At 35.0% G+C, this 14,482-nt stretch carries 9 protein-coding genes; 5 read left to right on the top strand and 4 right to left on the bottom strand.

Features of this window, described 5'->3' with window-relative positions; genetic code table 11:
• Nucleotides 1-8: 8 nt before the first annotated feature.
• From DB891_RS13025 to DB891_RS13010, 4 genes are all read right to left on the bottom strand, one after another.
• Nucleotides 9-485 (bottom strand): IPT/TIG domain-containing protein, encoded by a 477-nt coding sequence (locus tag DB891_RS13025; RefSeq protein ID WP_189337151.1) that lies wholly within the window; start codon nucleotides 483-485, stop codon nucleotides 9-11.
• Between the two features lie 310 nt (nucleotides 486-795).
• Complete coding sequence (locus DB891_RS13020) at nucleotides 796-2,496, bottom strand: RagB/SusD family nutrient uptake outer membrane protein (RefSeq protein WP_189337150.1); 1,701 nt, start codon at nucleotides 2,494-2,496, stop codon at nucleotides 796-798.
• 47 nt (nucleotides 2,497-2,543) lie between these two features.
• The gene (locus DB891_RS13015) at nucleotides 2,544-5,858 is read right to left on the bottom strand and encodes a SusC/RagA family TonB-linked outer membrane protein (RefSeq protein ID WP_116764011.1); all 3,315 of its coding nucleotides are present in this window, start codon (nucleotides 5,856-5,858) and stop codon (nucleotides 2,544-2,546) included.
• A gap of 779 nt (nucleotides 5,859-6,637) precedes the next feature.
• Nucleotides 6,638-7,636: a GntR family transcriptional regulator gene (locus DB891_RS13010; RefSeq protein ID WP_116764010.1), complete on the bottom strand. Its 999-nt coding sequence runs from the start codon at nucleotides 7,634-7,636 to the stop codon at nucleotides 6,638-6,640.
• A 102-nt stretch (nucleotides 7,637-7,738) separates the two neighbouring features.
• On the opposite strand from DB891_RS13010, the gene DB891_RS13005 reads away from it, so the two are divergent.
• The 5 genes from DB891_RS13005 to galE all read left to right on the top strand — a co-directional run bounded on the left by DB891_RS13005 (nucleotide 7,739) and on the right by galE (nucleotide 14,432).
• Nucleotides 7,739-8,788 carry an aldose epimerase family protein gene (locus DB891_RS13005; protein WP_116764009.1) on the top strand — a complete coding sequence of 350 codons (1,050 nt, stop codon included), beginning with the start codon at nucleotides 7,739-7,741 and terminating at the stop codon, nucleotides 8,786-8,788.
• Between the two features lie 120 nt (nucleotides 8,789-8,908).
• Complete coding sequence (locus DB891_RS13000) at nucleotides 8,909-11,107, top strand: alpha-galactosidase (RefSeq protein WP_116764008.1); 2,199 nt, start codon at nucleotides 8,909-8,911, stop codon at nucleotides 11,105-11,107.
• An 81-nt stretch (nucleotides 11,108-11,188) separates the two neighbouring features.
• Complete coding sequence (gene galK / locus DB891_RS12995; protein WP_116764007.1) at nucleotides 11,189-12,361, top strand: galactokinase; 1,173 nt, start codon at nucleotides 11,189-11,191, stop codon at nucleotides 12,359-12,361.
• Complete coding sequence (locus DB891_RS12990) at nucleotides 12,362-13,411, top strand: UDP-glucose--hexose-1-phosphate uridylyltransferase (RefSeq protein ID WP_116764006.1); 1,050 nt, start codon at nucleotides 12,362-12,364, stop codon at nucleotides 13,409-13,411. It abuts the gene before it with no gap.
• A 1-nt stretch (nucleotide 13,412) separates the two neighbouring features.
• Entirely contained in the window at nucleotides 13,413-14,432 is a 1,020-nt protein-coding gene (galE, locus tag DB891_RS12985) for a UDP-glucose 4-epimerase GalE (RefSeq protein WP_116764005.1), read from the top strand.
• Nucleotides 14,433-14,482 lie beyond the last annotated feature (50 nt).

Genomic DNA, 14,482 nt, shown 5'->3' with positions numbered 1-14,482 from the left:
AGTGGTGGTCAATTTACTCCGAAACTGGTGGTCAATTTACACTGGAATGGGGTGGTCAATTTGACCGGTTTTTCCACCGTATAGGTATAGTCTACTTTTTGCACTATCAAAAACAAAATCTTCCAACTTGGTGCTTTTGTGGTATAGGTATAATTATAGCCTTTGGTTTTTTGAGAATTAGCTGCAAGTTGCAGCTCTATTAAGCCCGAAGTTCCACCTTGTGGAGACGAAAATTCTACCGTTGTAGCGGAACTACTTGTAGGGGTAACACTCGTCGTATTTAATAATACTTGAGGGCTATTTACTCCATCTGTTAAATTAGTGCCTTTTATAAAAACTTTTGTTCCTGCCAATCCAGATAATGGATATATATCAGAAATAAAGGGAGATTTAGAGCTATTAGTTGTTTCAGAAGAATCATCTTTTGCACATGACGTAAGTATACTGAATAGTATCAGTAATAGACTATAAAAAAAGTTTTTCATATGTTGATATTTATTGTTTTTTAACGGTACATGCAATTCGCACCTCATCATTGGTACTTACTTCACAAAAACTTTTATTTTTATAAAAGTTCAGTGATTGCTTAGCAGTTGTGACTCAACTACGGTCCTGCTCACTTGATATGCAGATACCATTTGTTTTTTTGAGAAAAATCGAATCGTCAGTTTTCTGTTTCTGATTAAAATAATTGAAAGCAAACCCACAATTTACATAGTGGGTTTGACTTTTTTTTAAAAATTTATAGATCGCAGTTTGTAAATTAAACTGTTTTAATCATGCTTACACAAAATCTTAATTATAACCTGGATTTTGTAAAAGATTCGTTCTGTTAATTTCATCCATCGGAATAGGTAATAAATAATGTTGAGGTTTGAAAATTCTGTTTTGAACTTTTGTGTAGTTGTAGGTCTTCGTACCATTACTGTTTTTGGTAATAATCACACCCATCAAAGGTTTGTTTTCTGTAACGTCAGCGATTTTCCATCGGCGAACATCATAATAACGATGTCCTTCTAAACACAATTCAACTTGTCTTTCATTGCGGATTTTATTTTCTAATGTAGTACCAGACAAACCTGCTAATGGAACTGTTATTCCGGCACGTTGTCTAATCTTATTTAAATATTGAATAGCGTTACCATCATTGCCTAGCTTAAATTGTGCCTCTGCATAATTAAGGTAAATTTCGCCTAAACGAGAAATAATCCAGGCTTTGTTCGTTTGTGTATCATTGTTGAAATTATAGGTAGTATCACAATATTTACGGAAAGTGTAGCGTGTTTCACTATTATTCCAAGTATCCCATCCTTGAGGAGAATCTAATCCGCCTTCGTAAAATTCTGCTATATTTGAACTACCAACATCATAACGATCTTGGCAAAATTCTGGTTTTCCGTAAGCACGTCCGTCATATACAATGTTTTTATAAAAACGTGGATCTCTGTTTACATAAGGTTTTTGGGGATCATAGGTTGATGTTGGATCTGTTATGTCTTTTCCATCCGCTGTTCCGTAAGCGTCTATTAAACCTTGACTTGGCGCAAAAGAAGCCCAGCCGTGAAAGCCACTAGGAGAATTGAACATTTCTACTCCATTAAAGGCACTCCACTGTGGGTCTTTACTAGACAAACGAGAGCAAATAATCTCTGAATTATTAGTGGTGAAAAGATCTGGATAATTTTTGTCATAAAGCTCATAGATATTTAAATCAATTACGGCTTTTGCCGCTTCAGATGCTTTTTGCCATTTAGTTACGGCATTAGTTGTATTCCATTGTGGACTGGCGGCATAAAGTAAAGCTCTTGATTTTATGGCAAGCGCTGCACCTTTTGTTATTCTTCCAAGACTAGAAGTGGTTAATGGTAATAAATCAGCTGCTTTGTCTAACTCTGCCGTAATAAAATCAACAGATTGGTCGTAGGTACTACGGTCTACTTTAAAATCGCTATTTAAATCAAAAGGCACTGTAATTATTGGAACTCCTCCATAATCAACTGTCAGTTTGAAATAAGCATAAGCTCTTAAAAAAAGAACTTCCCCTTTTAATCGATTACGCCAAGCAGCATCTCCTGGAACATTGTCTATTTTGGATAAAAAGATATTACAGTTTTGGATGATGGAATAAGTAGGTTTCCAAATATCAAAATCGCCTGCATTGTCTGGTGTGAGTGCTCCAGAATTAATTGTAGATGAATTGTAATCGTCAAATTTATTATATGCTTCATCACACGAAGTGGATAAAGCCCAACTACGATTTGTTCTGGTGTTCCAATTGTGTTGGGTAGTTGGTAATATGTTATAGAGATTATTGGCAAAAGCTTCCGCTAGTTTCAAGTCATTCCAAGTGGTTGTATCTGTGTAAGAATCTAAAGGGGCTTTGTCTAAAGGATCCTCATTGCAAGATGTAAGGAATGCAATTGCCATAAAAAAGGAGGCAACAATGAATGCCTTGTTTTTTATATTTATTAGTTTATTGTTTTTATAATTTTTCATGTCTAGATATTTATTTTTTAAAGGAGTATAATTTTTTTGTCGCATTATTATAATTCAATATTTACACCTATTCTGTAAATACGGGTTTGCGGGTAATTAACTCCTGTTTTATTATTGGTTTCTGGATCTAGGTTGTACTGTTTCATGTTGTCGATAGAAAATAAATTAGTTCCTCCCGCATAAAACCTCATATTTAATACTCCCAATTTAGAAAGTGCTTTTTCTGGTAATACATAAGATACCTCTAAAGACTTTAATCTAAAGAAGGATGCGTCTCTTAACCAGAAGTCAGCTTCAATATTGTTTCTAGTATCGGTGTCATTGAATGCTACAGGGTATTTAGCATTTGGATTGTCTACGGTGTATCTGTCATTATATAACCATGTTGGTGGTGCTACGATAGATCCTTGTGCTTGTGGAAGTATCATTTGCTTAGCCATAGACTGTCCTGTCCAAAGTAAGTCTATCGATATTCTTTTGTATTCAGCTCTCATAGGAATACCGTATGCGATTTTTGGCGTTGCCGATTCTGGAATTCTAACCTTGTCATTTGAAGTAATACTACCATCATTGTCTGTGTCTTTCACCCAAATATCACCAGGTTTTGCTCCTGAGAAATGTGGTGTGCTATCAACATCGGCTTGTGTACGGTAAATGCCATTTGTTTCATACACTACCCATGAATCAACTGATTTACCCGTTGATTTTTGCCATTCCGGAATATTTGCAGCTTCATCACGGAAGAGTACTTCACTTTGGGCGTAAGTAAGATTAAAACCAAGATTGTATTTAAATTCATGACTTGTTTCTGCAAAGTTTACAGACCAATCAACACCTCTGTTTACAGTTTCTCCAATGTTTTCTTTTGGGAGTGCTAATCCAGTGTATAAAGGGACAGATGCGTTTCTTGCGACTAATATATCAGATCTTTTATTACTGAAATAATCAAACGTAGCGGTCAATCTGTTGTTTAAGAATCCAAAGTCAAAACCAATATTTTTTGAATCTTGAACCTCCCAAGTAATATTAGGATTAGGGGTAGAAGAAAGATAGATACTGTTGTTTAATGTGTAATCTGAACCAAAGTAAGTGTAATTTTGCTGATTTGTAGTTAATTGGTATCTTGTTAAGAAAAGATATTGGTTCGGATAATATACTCCATTAATCCATTCGCCCAAGTCGTCATTACCCATTTTCCCCCAAGAAGCTCTTATCTTAAGTTGGTCAATTCCTTTTATGTTATTCTTAAAAAAGTCCTCCTCAGATATTTTCCAACCTGCCGATATTGCTGGGAACATACCCCAACGGGTAGAGGATGGGAAATTGAATGATCCGTTATAACGTGTTGATATTTCGGCTAGATATTTATTGTCATAGTTATAGGCCAATCTACCTAAGTAACTCTCTCTTCCGTCTTGATAGGCACTACCTGTAGCGTTTTGTCCTTTAGTACTACCCGTAAAAATTTGATCTAATTGGTCACTCAATAGGTCTCTTCTATAGGCATAAGTTTCCGTTTTGTCTTTTGTTGTTTGTTCGTATCCAACAAAAGCATTAAATCCATGTTTTTCGAATTTATGATCGTATGCTACTTTTAAGAAATAAGTGTTTTGATTTGTAATTTGCTCGTCTTGCATAACACTTGTTATGCTGGTGCTATTCTTAACGTTATTGTAAGTGTTTGCTGTTTTGTCATAAGAATAAGCATCCCACGGTTTTGTAAATTTCTTTTGGCTACGAACATTGTAATCAAATGCTGCATATCCATTTAAGGATAATCCTTCTGTGATGCTAGGTAATTTTAAATCAAATCCTATTTTCGGATTTACGATAAGATTTATAATTTTGTCGTATCCGGCAGCAGACGAAGACATTAATATTGGGTTTCTACCGTTTGCGATACCTGAAGAGGGAGATCCATTTGTCCAGTATGCTGGGATAAATGGATACATACTAACTGTTTCGTGCATGATACTTGATATACCTGAAACAGGGTATGTTCGATCTTCTTTTCGGGTAGCAATATCTAGGTTAACTTTAAAGTTTGATGATAGGTTAACATCAATATTTGATCTCAAATTGAACTGTTTGTATTTTTCGTCGCTATATCTAAGATTACTTTCTTGATTTAAATATTGGCCTGAAAAAAAGTATTTAACTTGTTCAGTACCCCCATTTACAGAAAGGGAATGATTGGTTTGAGGTGCGTCGGTTCTGAATACTTGTCTTAGCCAGTCTGTACTTGTGTAATTAGGATCAGTACCTGCTTTGTATTTATCTATCTCAGTTTGTTCATAAGGGAGGGTATTCCCTTTGTTTGCATTGAGTTCGTTGTAGTAGGTCATGTATTCCCAAGAGTTCACTTTTTCGTCCATTCGGGTTAATTGCTGAATGCCATAAGATCCATCATATTTGATGGTAGGGGCGCTAACTTTACCTCTTTTTGTCGTCACTAAGATTACTCCATTTGCAGATCTTACTCCGTAAATGGCTGCCGAAGCATCTTTCAAAATAGTAACGGATTCGATATCGTCAGGATTTATTCTATTTAAATCACGATCCGGAATACCATCAACCACTACAAGAGGACTTGTACCTCCTCCAAATGAATTGAATCCTCTAATTAAAAGACTGGAGTTGTCATCACCCGGTCTCCCTGAACGATTATTGGCGATTACTCCTGACACACGTCCTGCTAAACCATTTGATACGTTTGCAGATGCATTTTGGGTTAAGGCAGATCCTTTAACAATTCCAATAGCTCCTGTTGTAGCTCCTTTTTTCTGGGTACCATATCCCACAACAATCACTTCGTTTAAGGATTGGTTTTCTTCTTGCAATTGAATGTTAACAGTGGTGGTTGCATCAGTAACAGTAATTTCCTTGGTAAGATAACCTGTAAATGTAACAACAAGAATGCTATTTGAATCAGGCACTTCAATTGTAAAATTACCATCAAAGTCAGTACTCGCAGTTTTTTGGGTTCCTTTTACATGGATATTAGCACCCGGTAAGGATTCCCCTTTTCCATTTGTCACTTTACCTTTTATTTGCTTTTGCACTAAGGATGATTTATTTATACCGCTAGTTCTTGTAATCTCAGAAATAAACGAATTTGTTCTTCCTTCATTACTCCCCGTGGCCGGAGTGTTGCCTAACCTCACAAAGAAGTTTATGCCTTTTGATTCTGTAGCTGCCGAAACTTGTATTGTCATGGCTAGTAGTAATCCCGAAGTCAGTTTGGCAACTTTCCAGGTTTTAGAATTAAACCGACAATTTTTCGGCTTGGTTTTAATTAATAATTTCATGATTTTGTAATGGTTTTGGTTAGTTAATCTACTCCCTATTGTATCTCTTTTCATTTCCTCTTTCTTTTTGAGAAAACAATCAAAAAGGCATTGAAAAGTTGCAGATCGTTTTGTGAAGAAGAGATAAATGTGAAATCCAAAATTAGAAACGTTTGGCAATTAAACACACCAGTACCTACCAGTTTTTTTTGATAAATATTTAAAAATCAATGTGATTTTAGAGAATGCAGTATCATAAGTGGGTAATATATGAATAAAAGTTATTTTAGTAAAAAGCATCTGTTAAGTTAGACTTCATTGAATCTTTTATAACGAAGAGTAGTAATTTTATACTTAAAATGAGGGAGACATTGTTTTTTAATTATCCAATTTTTAGCGTTTGATACTGTGAAAAAATGTTATGATGACTGTTGAATAAAGATATTTTTCTATTTTTCGAATTTGCAATTTTGTTACAATTCGTTTTTAAGAATAATGAACAGGAAATGACAGTAGGATAGATTTTTTTATGAAAAAATAATTCTTACTGAATATTTTTAAGTGGATAATATAGTATCAAAAAATAATATTATTAAGGCATACTTATTGTTTAGAATAATTTTACTTTTGAAAGCATACCAGTAAGTGAATTACATTAAAGTGTAAGACTAAGCTTGTTTAAATTCAAGACTTCTTTACTGTTGGTTTGGTTTTTTATGATAAATTGAGAATGTTGCAAAAAAAAAAGCACACTTTTAGAGCGTGCTAATTCAGAAAGCGAATTTTTTTATAAATTTTGAAATGTGTAAATCTTAAATTGTTCTGTATTTAAAAATTGGTTGGCTTTTTATCTGCTACAATGAATTTCTAACGATCAAAGTACATTTGTTTTCTATTTGCCCCTTTTTACCATTTAGAATCATTTCGGCTAAAATTCTTCCCATGGCCTCAAAATCGGTAGAAATGGTGGTGATACCGTTTCCTACAATCTTTTTGAGAGCCGTTTCATTGTATGAAATAATTCCAAAATCTTCACTCAATTTTAAATTTTGGAGTTTTGATTTCTCTATAATATCGACCAAGTCTCTGTCATTAGGAATAATGTAGGTTTCTCCCGTCCTGATTTCTCTACCTTTAAACTGAGTTATCACTTCATATTCGAAAGAATAATCATTGCAAAAAGTTTCAAATCCCTTTTTCATTCCCACGGGTTCTCGGAAGCCTGGAAAAATAAGAATCAGTTTTTTATATTTGTTTAAATGTGATTTTCCTTTTAGTAAGGCATCATAAATGTCTTTTTTGTGATTTTGATATATAGCGGGATATGATTCTAGTTCTGAATTGGTTTGATCCAATATAAATACCTCATTCACCGGTAGGGTTTTTATAACTTCAGCAGTATTGGGTAAATTCGTAGGCATTATTATGTACTTTGTATAATTGCCATTGCTTTCTGTTATTAATTTTCGGAACATTTCATAATTAAAGTGGTGAAAAAAAATATCGACTTGAACATTTTCGCCAATATTTTCCAGAAACGAATTATAGATATCTTCTTTAAAGATATTTAATTCGTCAAATAATAAGAAGATCCTTTGTTTTATAGTGACTTCTAGGCTTTTTATATAATAACCTTTTCCAAGAATGGCATAAATAATACCTCTTTTCTTTAGCTCTTCATAAGCCTGTAATACGGTGTCTCGTGATAAGGAAAAGGCAATGCAGACTTTATTTATAGAAGGTAATTTTTCATCTTTTTTTAGTTTTTTCTCTTCAATAGCTTTTTCAACAGAATGGACAATCTGTTTGTATTTTGGTATTCCTAAATTATTTTGGATTGATATTATTTTCATAAAACAGTAATTTTTTGCAAGATATAAAAAAAACTGGTAGGGACTGGTATGTAGATAAATATGATTGTTCTATTTTTGGATTTCATTTTTCACAAATAAACAATGGAAATAAAAAACATACCGCATTTTATTATGGATGCTGCAGCAGAATTATTTGGAATAATGCCTAATGGGGTTGCTGTTTATTCTTGTGAATTGACCAATAAAAATGGAATGCGATTCAAGGTTATTAATTACGGTGCGACTATAACGTCATTTAAGATCCCATTAAAAAACGATAAAATGATTGACGTTGTTTTAGGGTTTGACAATCTAGAGGGGTATCTAAAATCATTTGATTTAGAAAGCGCACCTTATCTGGGTGCTACGGTTGGCCGATTTGCCGGTCGCATCAATAAGGGTACTTTTGAATTGAATGGAAGAATATTCGGTTTGAATATCAATAGCAATATGCACTCTCTTCATGGCGGAAATTTAGGTTTCAGCAAAGTGGTTTGGGATATTAAGAGCATCAATTACGGAGACAATCCATCGATTAAATTAATGTATGCCAGTCAAAATAATGACGAAAATTATCCGGGGGATTTATTGGTAGAGTTAACCTATACTTTATCGGAAGAAAATGAATTGATTATTGAATATCACGCAACATCTACCGAAGATACAATTGTAAACTTAACCCATCACAGTTATTTTAATCTGGACGGACACAATTCGGATGTTTCTAGCCAAAAAATGAGTGTTAATTCTAAAGAAATTTTAGAAACGACAAATGAGAATATTCCAACCGGTAAGTTTTTAGATTTGGATAATTCTTCTTTTGATTTTTCATCATTCAAAAAATGTCCAGCCAAAATCGATACTACTTTTATTTTAAACCAGGAAGAAGAATTGGCAGCCTCCCTTTTTAGCGAAAAAAACAAGCTAAAAATGTCTGTTTATACGGATCAACCAGCCGTTCATATTTATGTTGGAGGTAATTGTGAAGCTATTAAAGGAAAAGAAAATGTGCTTTACCATTCTTTAAGCGGTATTTGTTTTGAAACCCAAAATTTTCCGGATGCTCCCAATCATAAACATTTTCCGAGTTCAGTTCTAAAGAAGAACGCAAGCTATGAGCAAAAAACCATATATAAATTTGAAATTCTTTAAATAAAATAACCACTTACTATTACTGAAAAATTTCTATGAAATCGGCATGATTCAAAAATCACAAATTAAAAAGAAGAATGACGATACCATATTCCATTAAAAAACAAATATTATCTTCATATGAAAAAAATAATACTTCTATTAGCACTTACAACCTTGTTTTGTGAAGCTAATGCGCAGGATGGCCAAATTCAGATTGAAACTCAAAGTACAGCTTTGATTCTAAAGGCAGGCAAGAACGGTTTGCTTTATCAATCGTATTTAGGTACAAAGCTAAAAGGCAATTCAGGATATAATGCACTTTCAAAAGAAAACACAAAATCATTTGTGATAAATGACGGAAATCCATTGGTCAATTTAAGGCATCAAGCGTATCCAACATTTGGAACGGACAATCTATTTGAGTCGGCGATTCGAATGACCCATAATGACGGAAATCCATCTCTGGAACTAGTTTATGTAAGTCATCGTACCCAAAAAATTGATGGTAACACTACTGAAACCATTATAAAGTTAAAAGACCCAGTATATCCGGTAGAAGTGACACTTCATTATAAAGCTTTTTACAATGAAAACGTAATTGAGCAATGGACCGAAATTCAGCATCACGAAAAGAGACCGGTTATGTTATATAATTATGCGTCTTCGATGTTGCATTTTGATGCCGATCATTATTGGTTAACTCAATTTCATGGAGATTGGGCCAAGGAAGTGCGTATGCAGGAAAGTGAATTGACTAGTGGTACTAAAGTTATCGACTCGAAATTAGGAGTTCGTAACAATATGTACCAAACGCCAGTTTTCTTTTTGTCTCTTAATTCTAAAGCTGATGAAAATTCAGGAGAACTTGTGGCAGGAACGATTGCTTGGTCGGGAAATTTTAAGCTTGCTTTCGAATTAGATAATAAGAACTCACTTCGAATAAGTTCAGGAATCAATCCATTCGCTTCAGAATACAGTCTTCAGCCAGAAAAAATATTTACCACGCCTTCGTTTATTTATACTTTTTCAGACAAAGGAAAAGGGCAGGCGAGTAGAAGCTTGCATTCATGGGCCAGAAAATATGGTATTAAAGATGGAGAAAAACCCCGTTTGACTTTACTAAACAATTGGGAAACTACTTTTTTTAATTTTGATGAAAAGAAATTGACGGATATGTTTACGGATGCAAAAACATTAGGAGTTGATATGTTTTTGTTGGACGATGGATGGTTTGGGAACAAATATCCTAGAAGTGGCGACAAATCTGGTTTGGGAGATTGGCAAGCTACTAAGACAAAATTACCGAATGGTATTGGTTTCTTGATGCAAGAAGCGGAGAAAACAGGCGTAAAATTCGGAATCTGGATCGAGCCGGAGATGGTAAATCCAAAAAGCGAATTATACGAGAAACATCCGGATTGGGTTTTGAAACTGCCTAATAGACCAGAGAGTTATTATCGTACTCAATTGGTGTTAGATTTATGCAATCCAGATGTGCAAGATTTTGTATTCAAAACGGTAGATGACATTATGCAAACCAATTCGGGTGTGGCCTTTTTTAAATGGGATTGCAACAGAATGATGACCAATGCTTATTCAATGTATCTAAAGAACCAACAATCGCATTTGTTTATTGAATACACCAACGGTTTGTACAAAGTTTTAGACCGAATTAAAACAAAATACCCAAATCTACCCATGATGCTTTGCGCAGGCGGTGGAGGTAGAACGGATTATGCTTTTCTAAAATATTTCACTGAGTTTTGGGCAAGTGACAATACCGACCCATTCAATCGTGTATTTATACAGTGGGGATATTCGCAATTTTTCCCAGCTCTTTCGGTATGTAATCACGTAACCTCTTGGGGCAATCAATCGATTAAATTTAAAACAGATGTGGCCATGATGGGCAAACTGGGTTTTGATATTAATGTGAGAGAACTTAAAGAAAAAGAATTGAAATATTGTCAGGATGCAGTTGCCAATTATAAGCGATTAAGCCCTGTAATTTGGCAAGGCGACATGTACCGACTTATTTCTCCTTATGATGAAAGCCGTGCGGTACTGATGTATGTTAACGAGGCCAAAAGTAAGGCGGTGTTATTCTCTTATACGCTTCATCCGCTTTATGATCCGCAATACAATTCAGTTCGTTTTCAAGGTTTAGACTCAAATAAAACCTATAAAATTGAGGAAATAAATTTGATGCCTGAAGCAAAAAAATCTCTTGAAGAATCTGGGGATTCTTTTACTGGAGATTATTTAATGAATGTTGGTTTGCGAGTTTCTTCGTCAAAAATCGAAACGAGTGTTGTTCTAGAAATTACGGAAATATAGAAGAATTGCCGAAACTGGAATAGTACATAAAATGCAAGAACTAGCATGGTTTTGCCGAGTATGCTGATTAAACTTAAAAGAATGAATGATATATTAATAAAAAAAACGACTGCCTTTTTTGAAGAAACTTTTTGTTCCTCGCCTGAAAAAACGGTGCTTTCCCCAGGGAGAATCAACATTATAGGCGAACATATTGATTATAATGACGGATATGTTTTGCCAGCGGCAATTGATAAAATCATCTGTTTTGCTTTCGAGAAAAACAATACCCAAAAAGCGAGAATTGTAGCCATCGATTTAGACGAAGAATTTGAAGTTGATTTGACTAAAGAAATTCAATTAAGTGATGTCGTTTGGACGAATTATATTCTGGGAGTTATCAAGCAATTGCAAGATAATGGCTTTTTATTCGAAGGTTTCAATTGTGTTTTTAGCAGTAATATTCCGGTTGGTTCTGGATTGTCCTCTTCGGCAGCTTTAGAATGTGGAATGATTTTCGGGATAAAGGAGCTTTTTAATCTTACTCTAGAAAAAGTAGATATTTCATTATTAGGGCAACAAGCGGAACATTGGGTGGGTATCAATTGTGGTATTATGGATCAGTTTTCTAGCGTTCATGGATTAATCGATAAAGTGATCAAATTAGATTGCAACACTTTAGAATTTGAATATCACAATGCTGATTTCAAAGATTATTCTCTGGTTTTATTTGATAGTAATGTAAAACATTCTCTTTTTACCTCTGAGTATAATACGAGAAGAGTTGAGTGCGAAGAAGGGCTTTCGATCATCAAAACTCATTTTCCGGAAGTAAAAAGTTTTAGGGATTGTACCGAAGAGCAGCTTTTGAGTATTGAAGATAATATGAGTGAAACTATTTTTAAAAGAGTTCATTTTGTGGTAAAAGAAATTAATCGTGTTGCACAAGCTTGCAAGGCTTTGGATAACGGAAACATTGAACATTTAGGGCAATTACTTTTTGAAACGCACGATGGTTTATCAAAAGAATACGAAGTGAGTTGTGCCGAATTAGACTTTCTAGTAGCACTGGCCAAAAATGAAGCAGCCGTAATTGGTTCCCGATTAATGGGTGGCGGTTTTGGTGGTTGTACCATTAATTTAATTAAAAAAGGAAATGAAGCTGCTGTTAAAGAAAAATTTTCAGCACTTTATTTGGATGAATTGGGAATAGAATTAAAAATTTATGACGTGAAAATCGGAAACGGAACATCACTTTATAACAACGAGAATTAAATGAAAAATTTTGACATCAACGAAGATCCACATAGACGTTATAACCCGTTAATCAACGAATGGGTTTTGGTGTCACCGCACAGAGCAAAAAGACCTTGGCAAGGCCAAAACGAAAAAATTCATACCGATGCACTTCCGGAGTACGACCCCACTTGTTATTTGTGTCCAGGAAATGTTCGTGCCAATGGCGAAAGCAATCCGAAGTATGAATCGAGTTTTGTTTTCGAAAATGACTTTGCAGCCGTAAAACAACAGCCTATTTTGTTTGAGGAAAATTCTAAACCTACATTTTTTAAAGCAAAACCGGAACGCGGGATTGCCAGAGTGGTTTGTTTTTCGCCAAGACACGATTTGACTTTGCCGGAAATGAATCTTCCTTCAATAGAGAATATTATTAGAACCTGGCAAAAAGAATACACTGATTTAGGAAGTGTAGACTACATCAACCACGTTCAGATTTTCGAAAATAAAGGAAGTGTAATGGGATGCAGCAACCCGCATCCACACGGGCAAATTTGGGCGCAATCCTCTTTGCCAACTCAGGTTGAAAAAACACAAAACAGTTTGAAAGCCTATTTCGAGAAAAATCAAAGCAATCTTTTACAGGATTATTTGCAAGAAGAATTAAAACTAAAGGAACGCATCGTAATTGAGAATGAACGCTTCGTGGCTTTGGTTCCTTTTTGGGCTATTTGGCCGTTTGAAACGATGATTATTGGCAAACGTCATGTCACAAAAATAACGGACTTTACTCCAGAAGAAGTTTCCGATTATGCCAGTATTTTAAAACGATTAACGATAAAATACGATAATCTTTTTGAGACCTCTTTTCCGTATTCTTCTGGAATTCACCAAGCACCAACGGATGGGGAATCACATCCGGAATGGCAATTTCACATGCATTTTTATCCACCGTTGTTGCGTTCGGCTTCCGTAAAGAAATTTATGGTGGGCTACGAAATGATGGGAGAAGCACAAAGAGACATTACGCCAGAGAAAAGTGCCGCAGTATTGAAAGCGCTTCCAGAGGTACATTATAAAAACAAATAAGATGAGTAAGATAGTAGTTACAGGCGGTTTAGGTTTTATCGGATCCCATACCGTTGTCGAATTGCAAAATCAAGGTTTCGAAGTTGTCGTGATAGATAATCTTTCCAATTCTTCTATTGAAGTTTTGGACGGGATTGAACGAATTACAGGGAAAAAACCTGAATTTTCCGCAATAGATTTAAGAGAAAAATTGAAAGTGCAAAGTTTCTTTATGGAACATAATGATGTTGCTGGAGTGATTCATTTTGCAGCCTCCAAAGCAGTTGGCGAAAGTGTCCAAAATCCTTTGTTGTATTATGAAAACAACTTGGGTGCCTTGGTTTATATTTTGCAGGAATTAGAGAAAAAGAAAGAGGCCCACTTTATCTTCAGTTCGTCTTGTACGGTTTACGGTCAAGCCGAAGTGATGCCCATTGCCGAAACAACTCCGATTCAACCCGCTATGTCTCCTTATGGAAATACGAAACAGATAGGGGAAGAGATTATTGCTGATGTGGTGAAAGTAAGCGCCATTAATGCTATTTTGCTTCGTTATTTTAACCCTATCGGCGCACATCCGTCTGGTGAAATTGGAGAATTACCTATTGGAGTGCCTCAAAACTTGGTTCCGTTTATTACTCAAACGGCAATTGGTTTGCGAAAAGAACTGTCGGTTTACGGTGGAGATTACCCAACAAATGATGGGACTTGCGTACGGGATTACATTCATGTTGTCGATTTAGCTAAGGCACATGTAGTTGCTTTGCAAAGATTATTAAACCGCCAGAACTTAGATAAAATAGAAACGTTTAATCTTGGGACAGGTACTGGAAGTTCGGTTTTGGAAGTCATTAATGCTTTTGAAAAAGTAAGCGGACAAAAATTAGCTTATAAAATTGTTGACAGAAGAGAGGGAGACATCACTTCAGCTTTTGCCAATACAGACAAAGCGAACAATATTCTCGGTTGGAAAACACAATCCACTTTAGAAGAAGCCATAACTAGTGCATGGAAATGGGAGCAGAAGGTTAGAAGTGTATAATGATGCTAAACAGTTAGAATAATTTAAAATTTAATCAAAAAAGAATAAAC

The sequence above is a fragment of the Flavobacterium laiguense genome (assembly GCF_003097655.1).
Taxonomy (GTDB): domain Bacteria; phylum Bacteroidota; class Bacteroidia; order Flavobacteriales; family Flavobacteriaceae; genus Flavobacterium; species Flavobacterium laiguense.
This window is presented reverse-complemented; position numbering and strand designations above follow the sequence as displayed.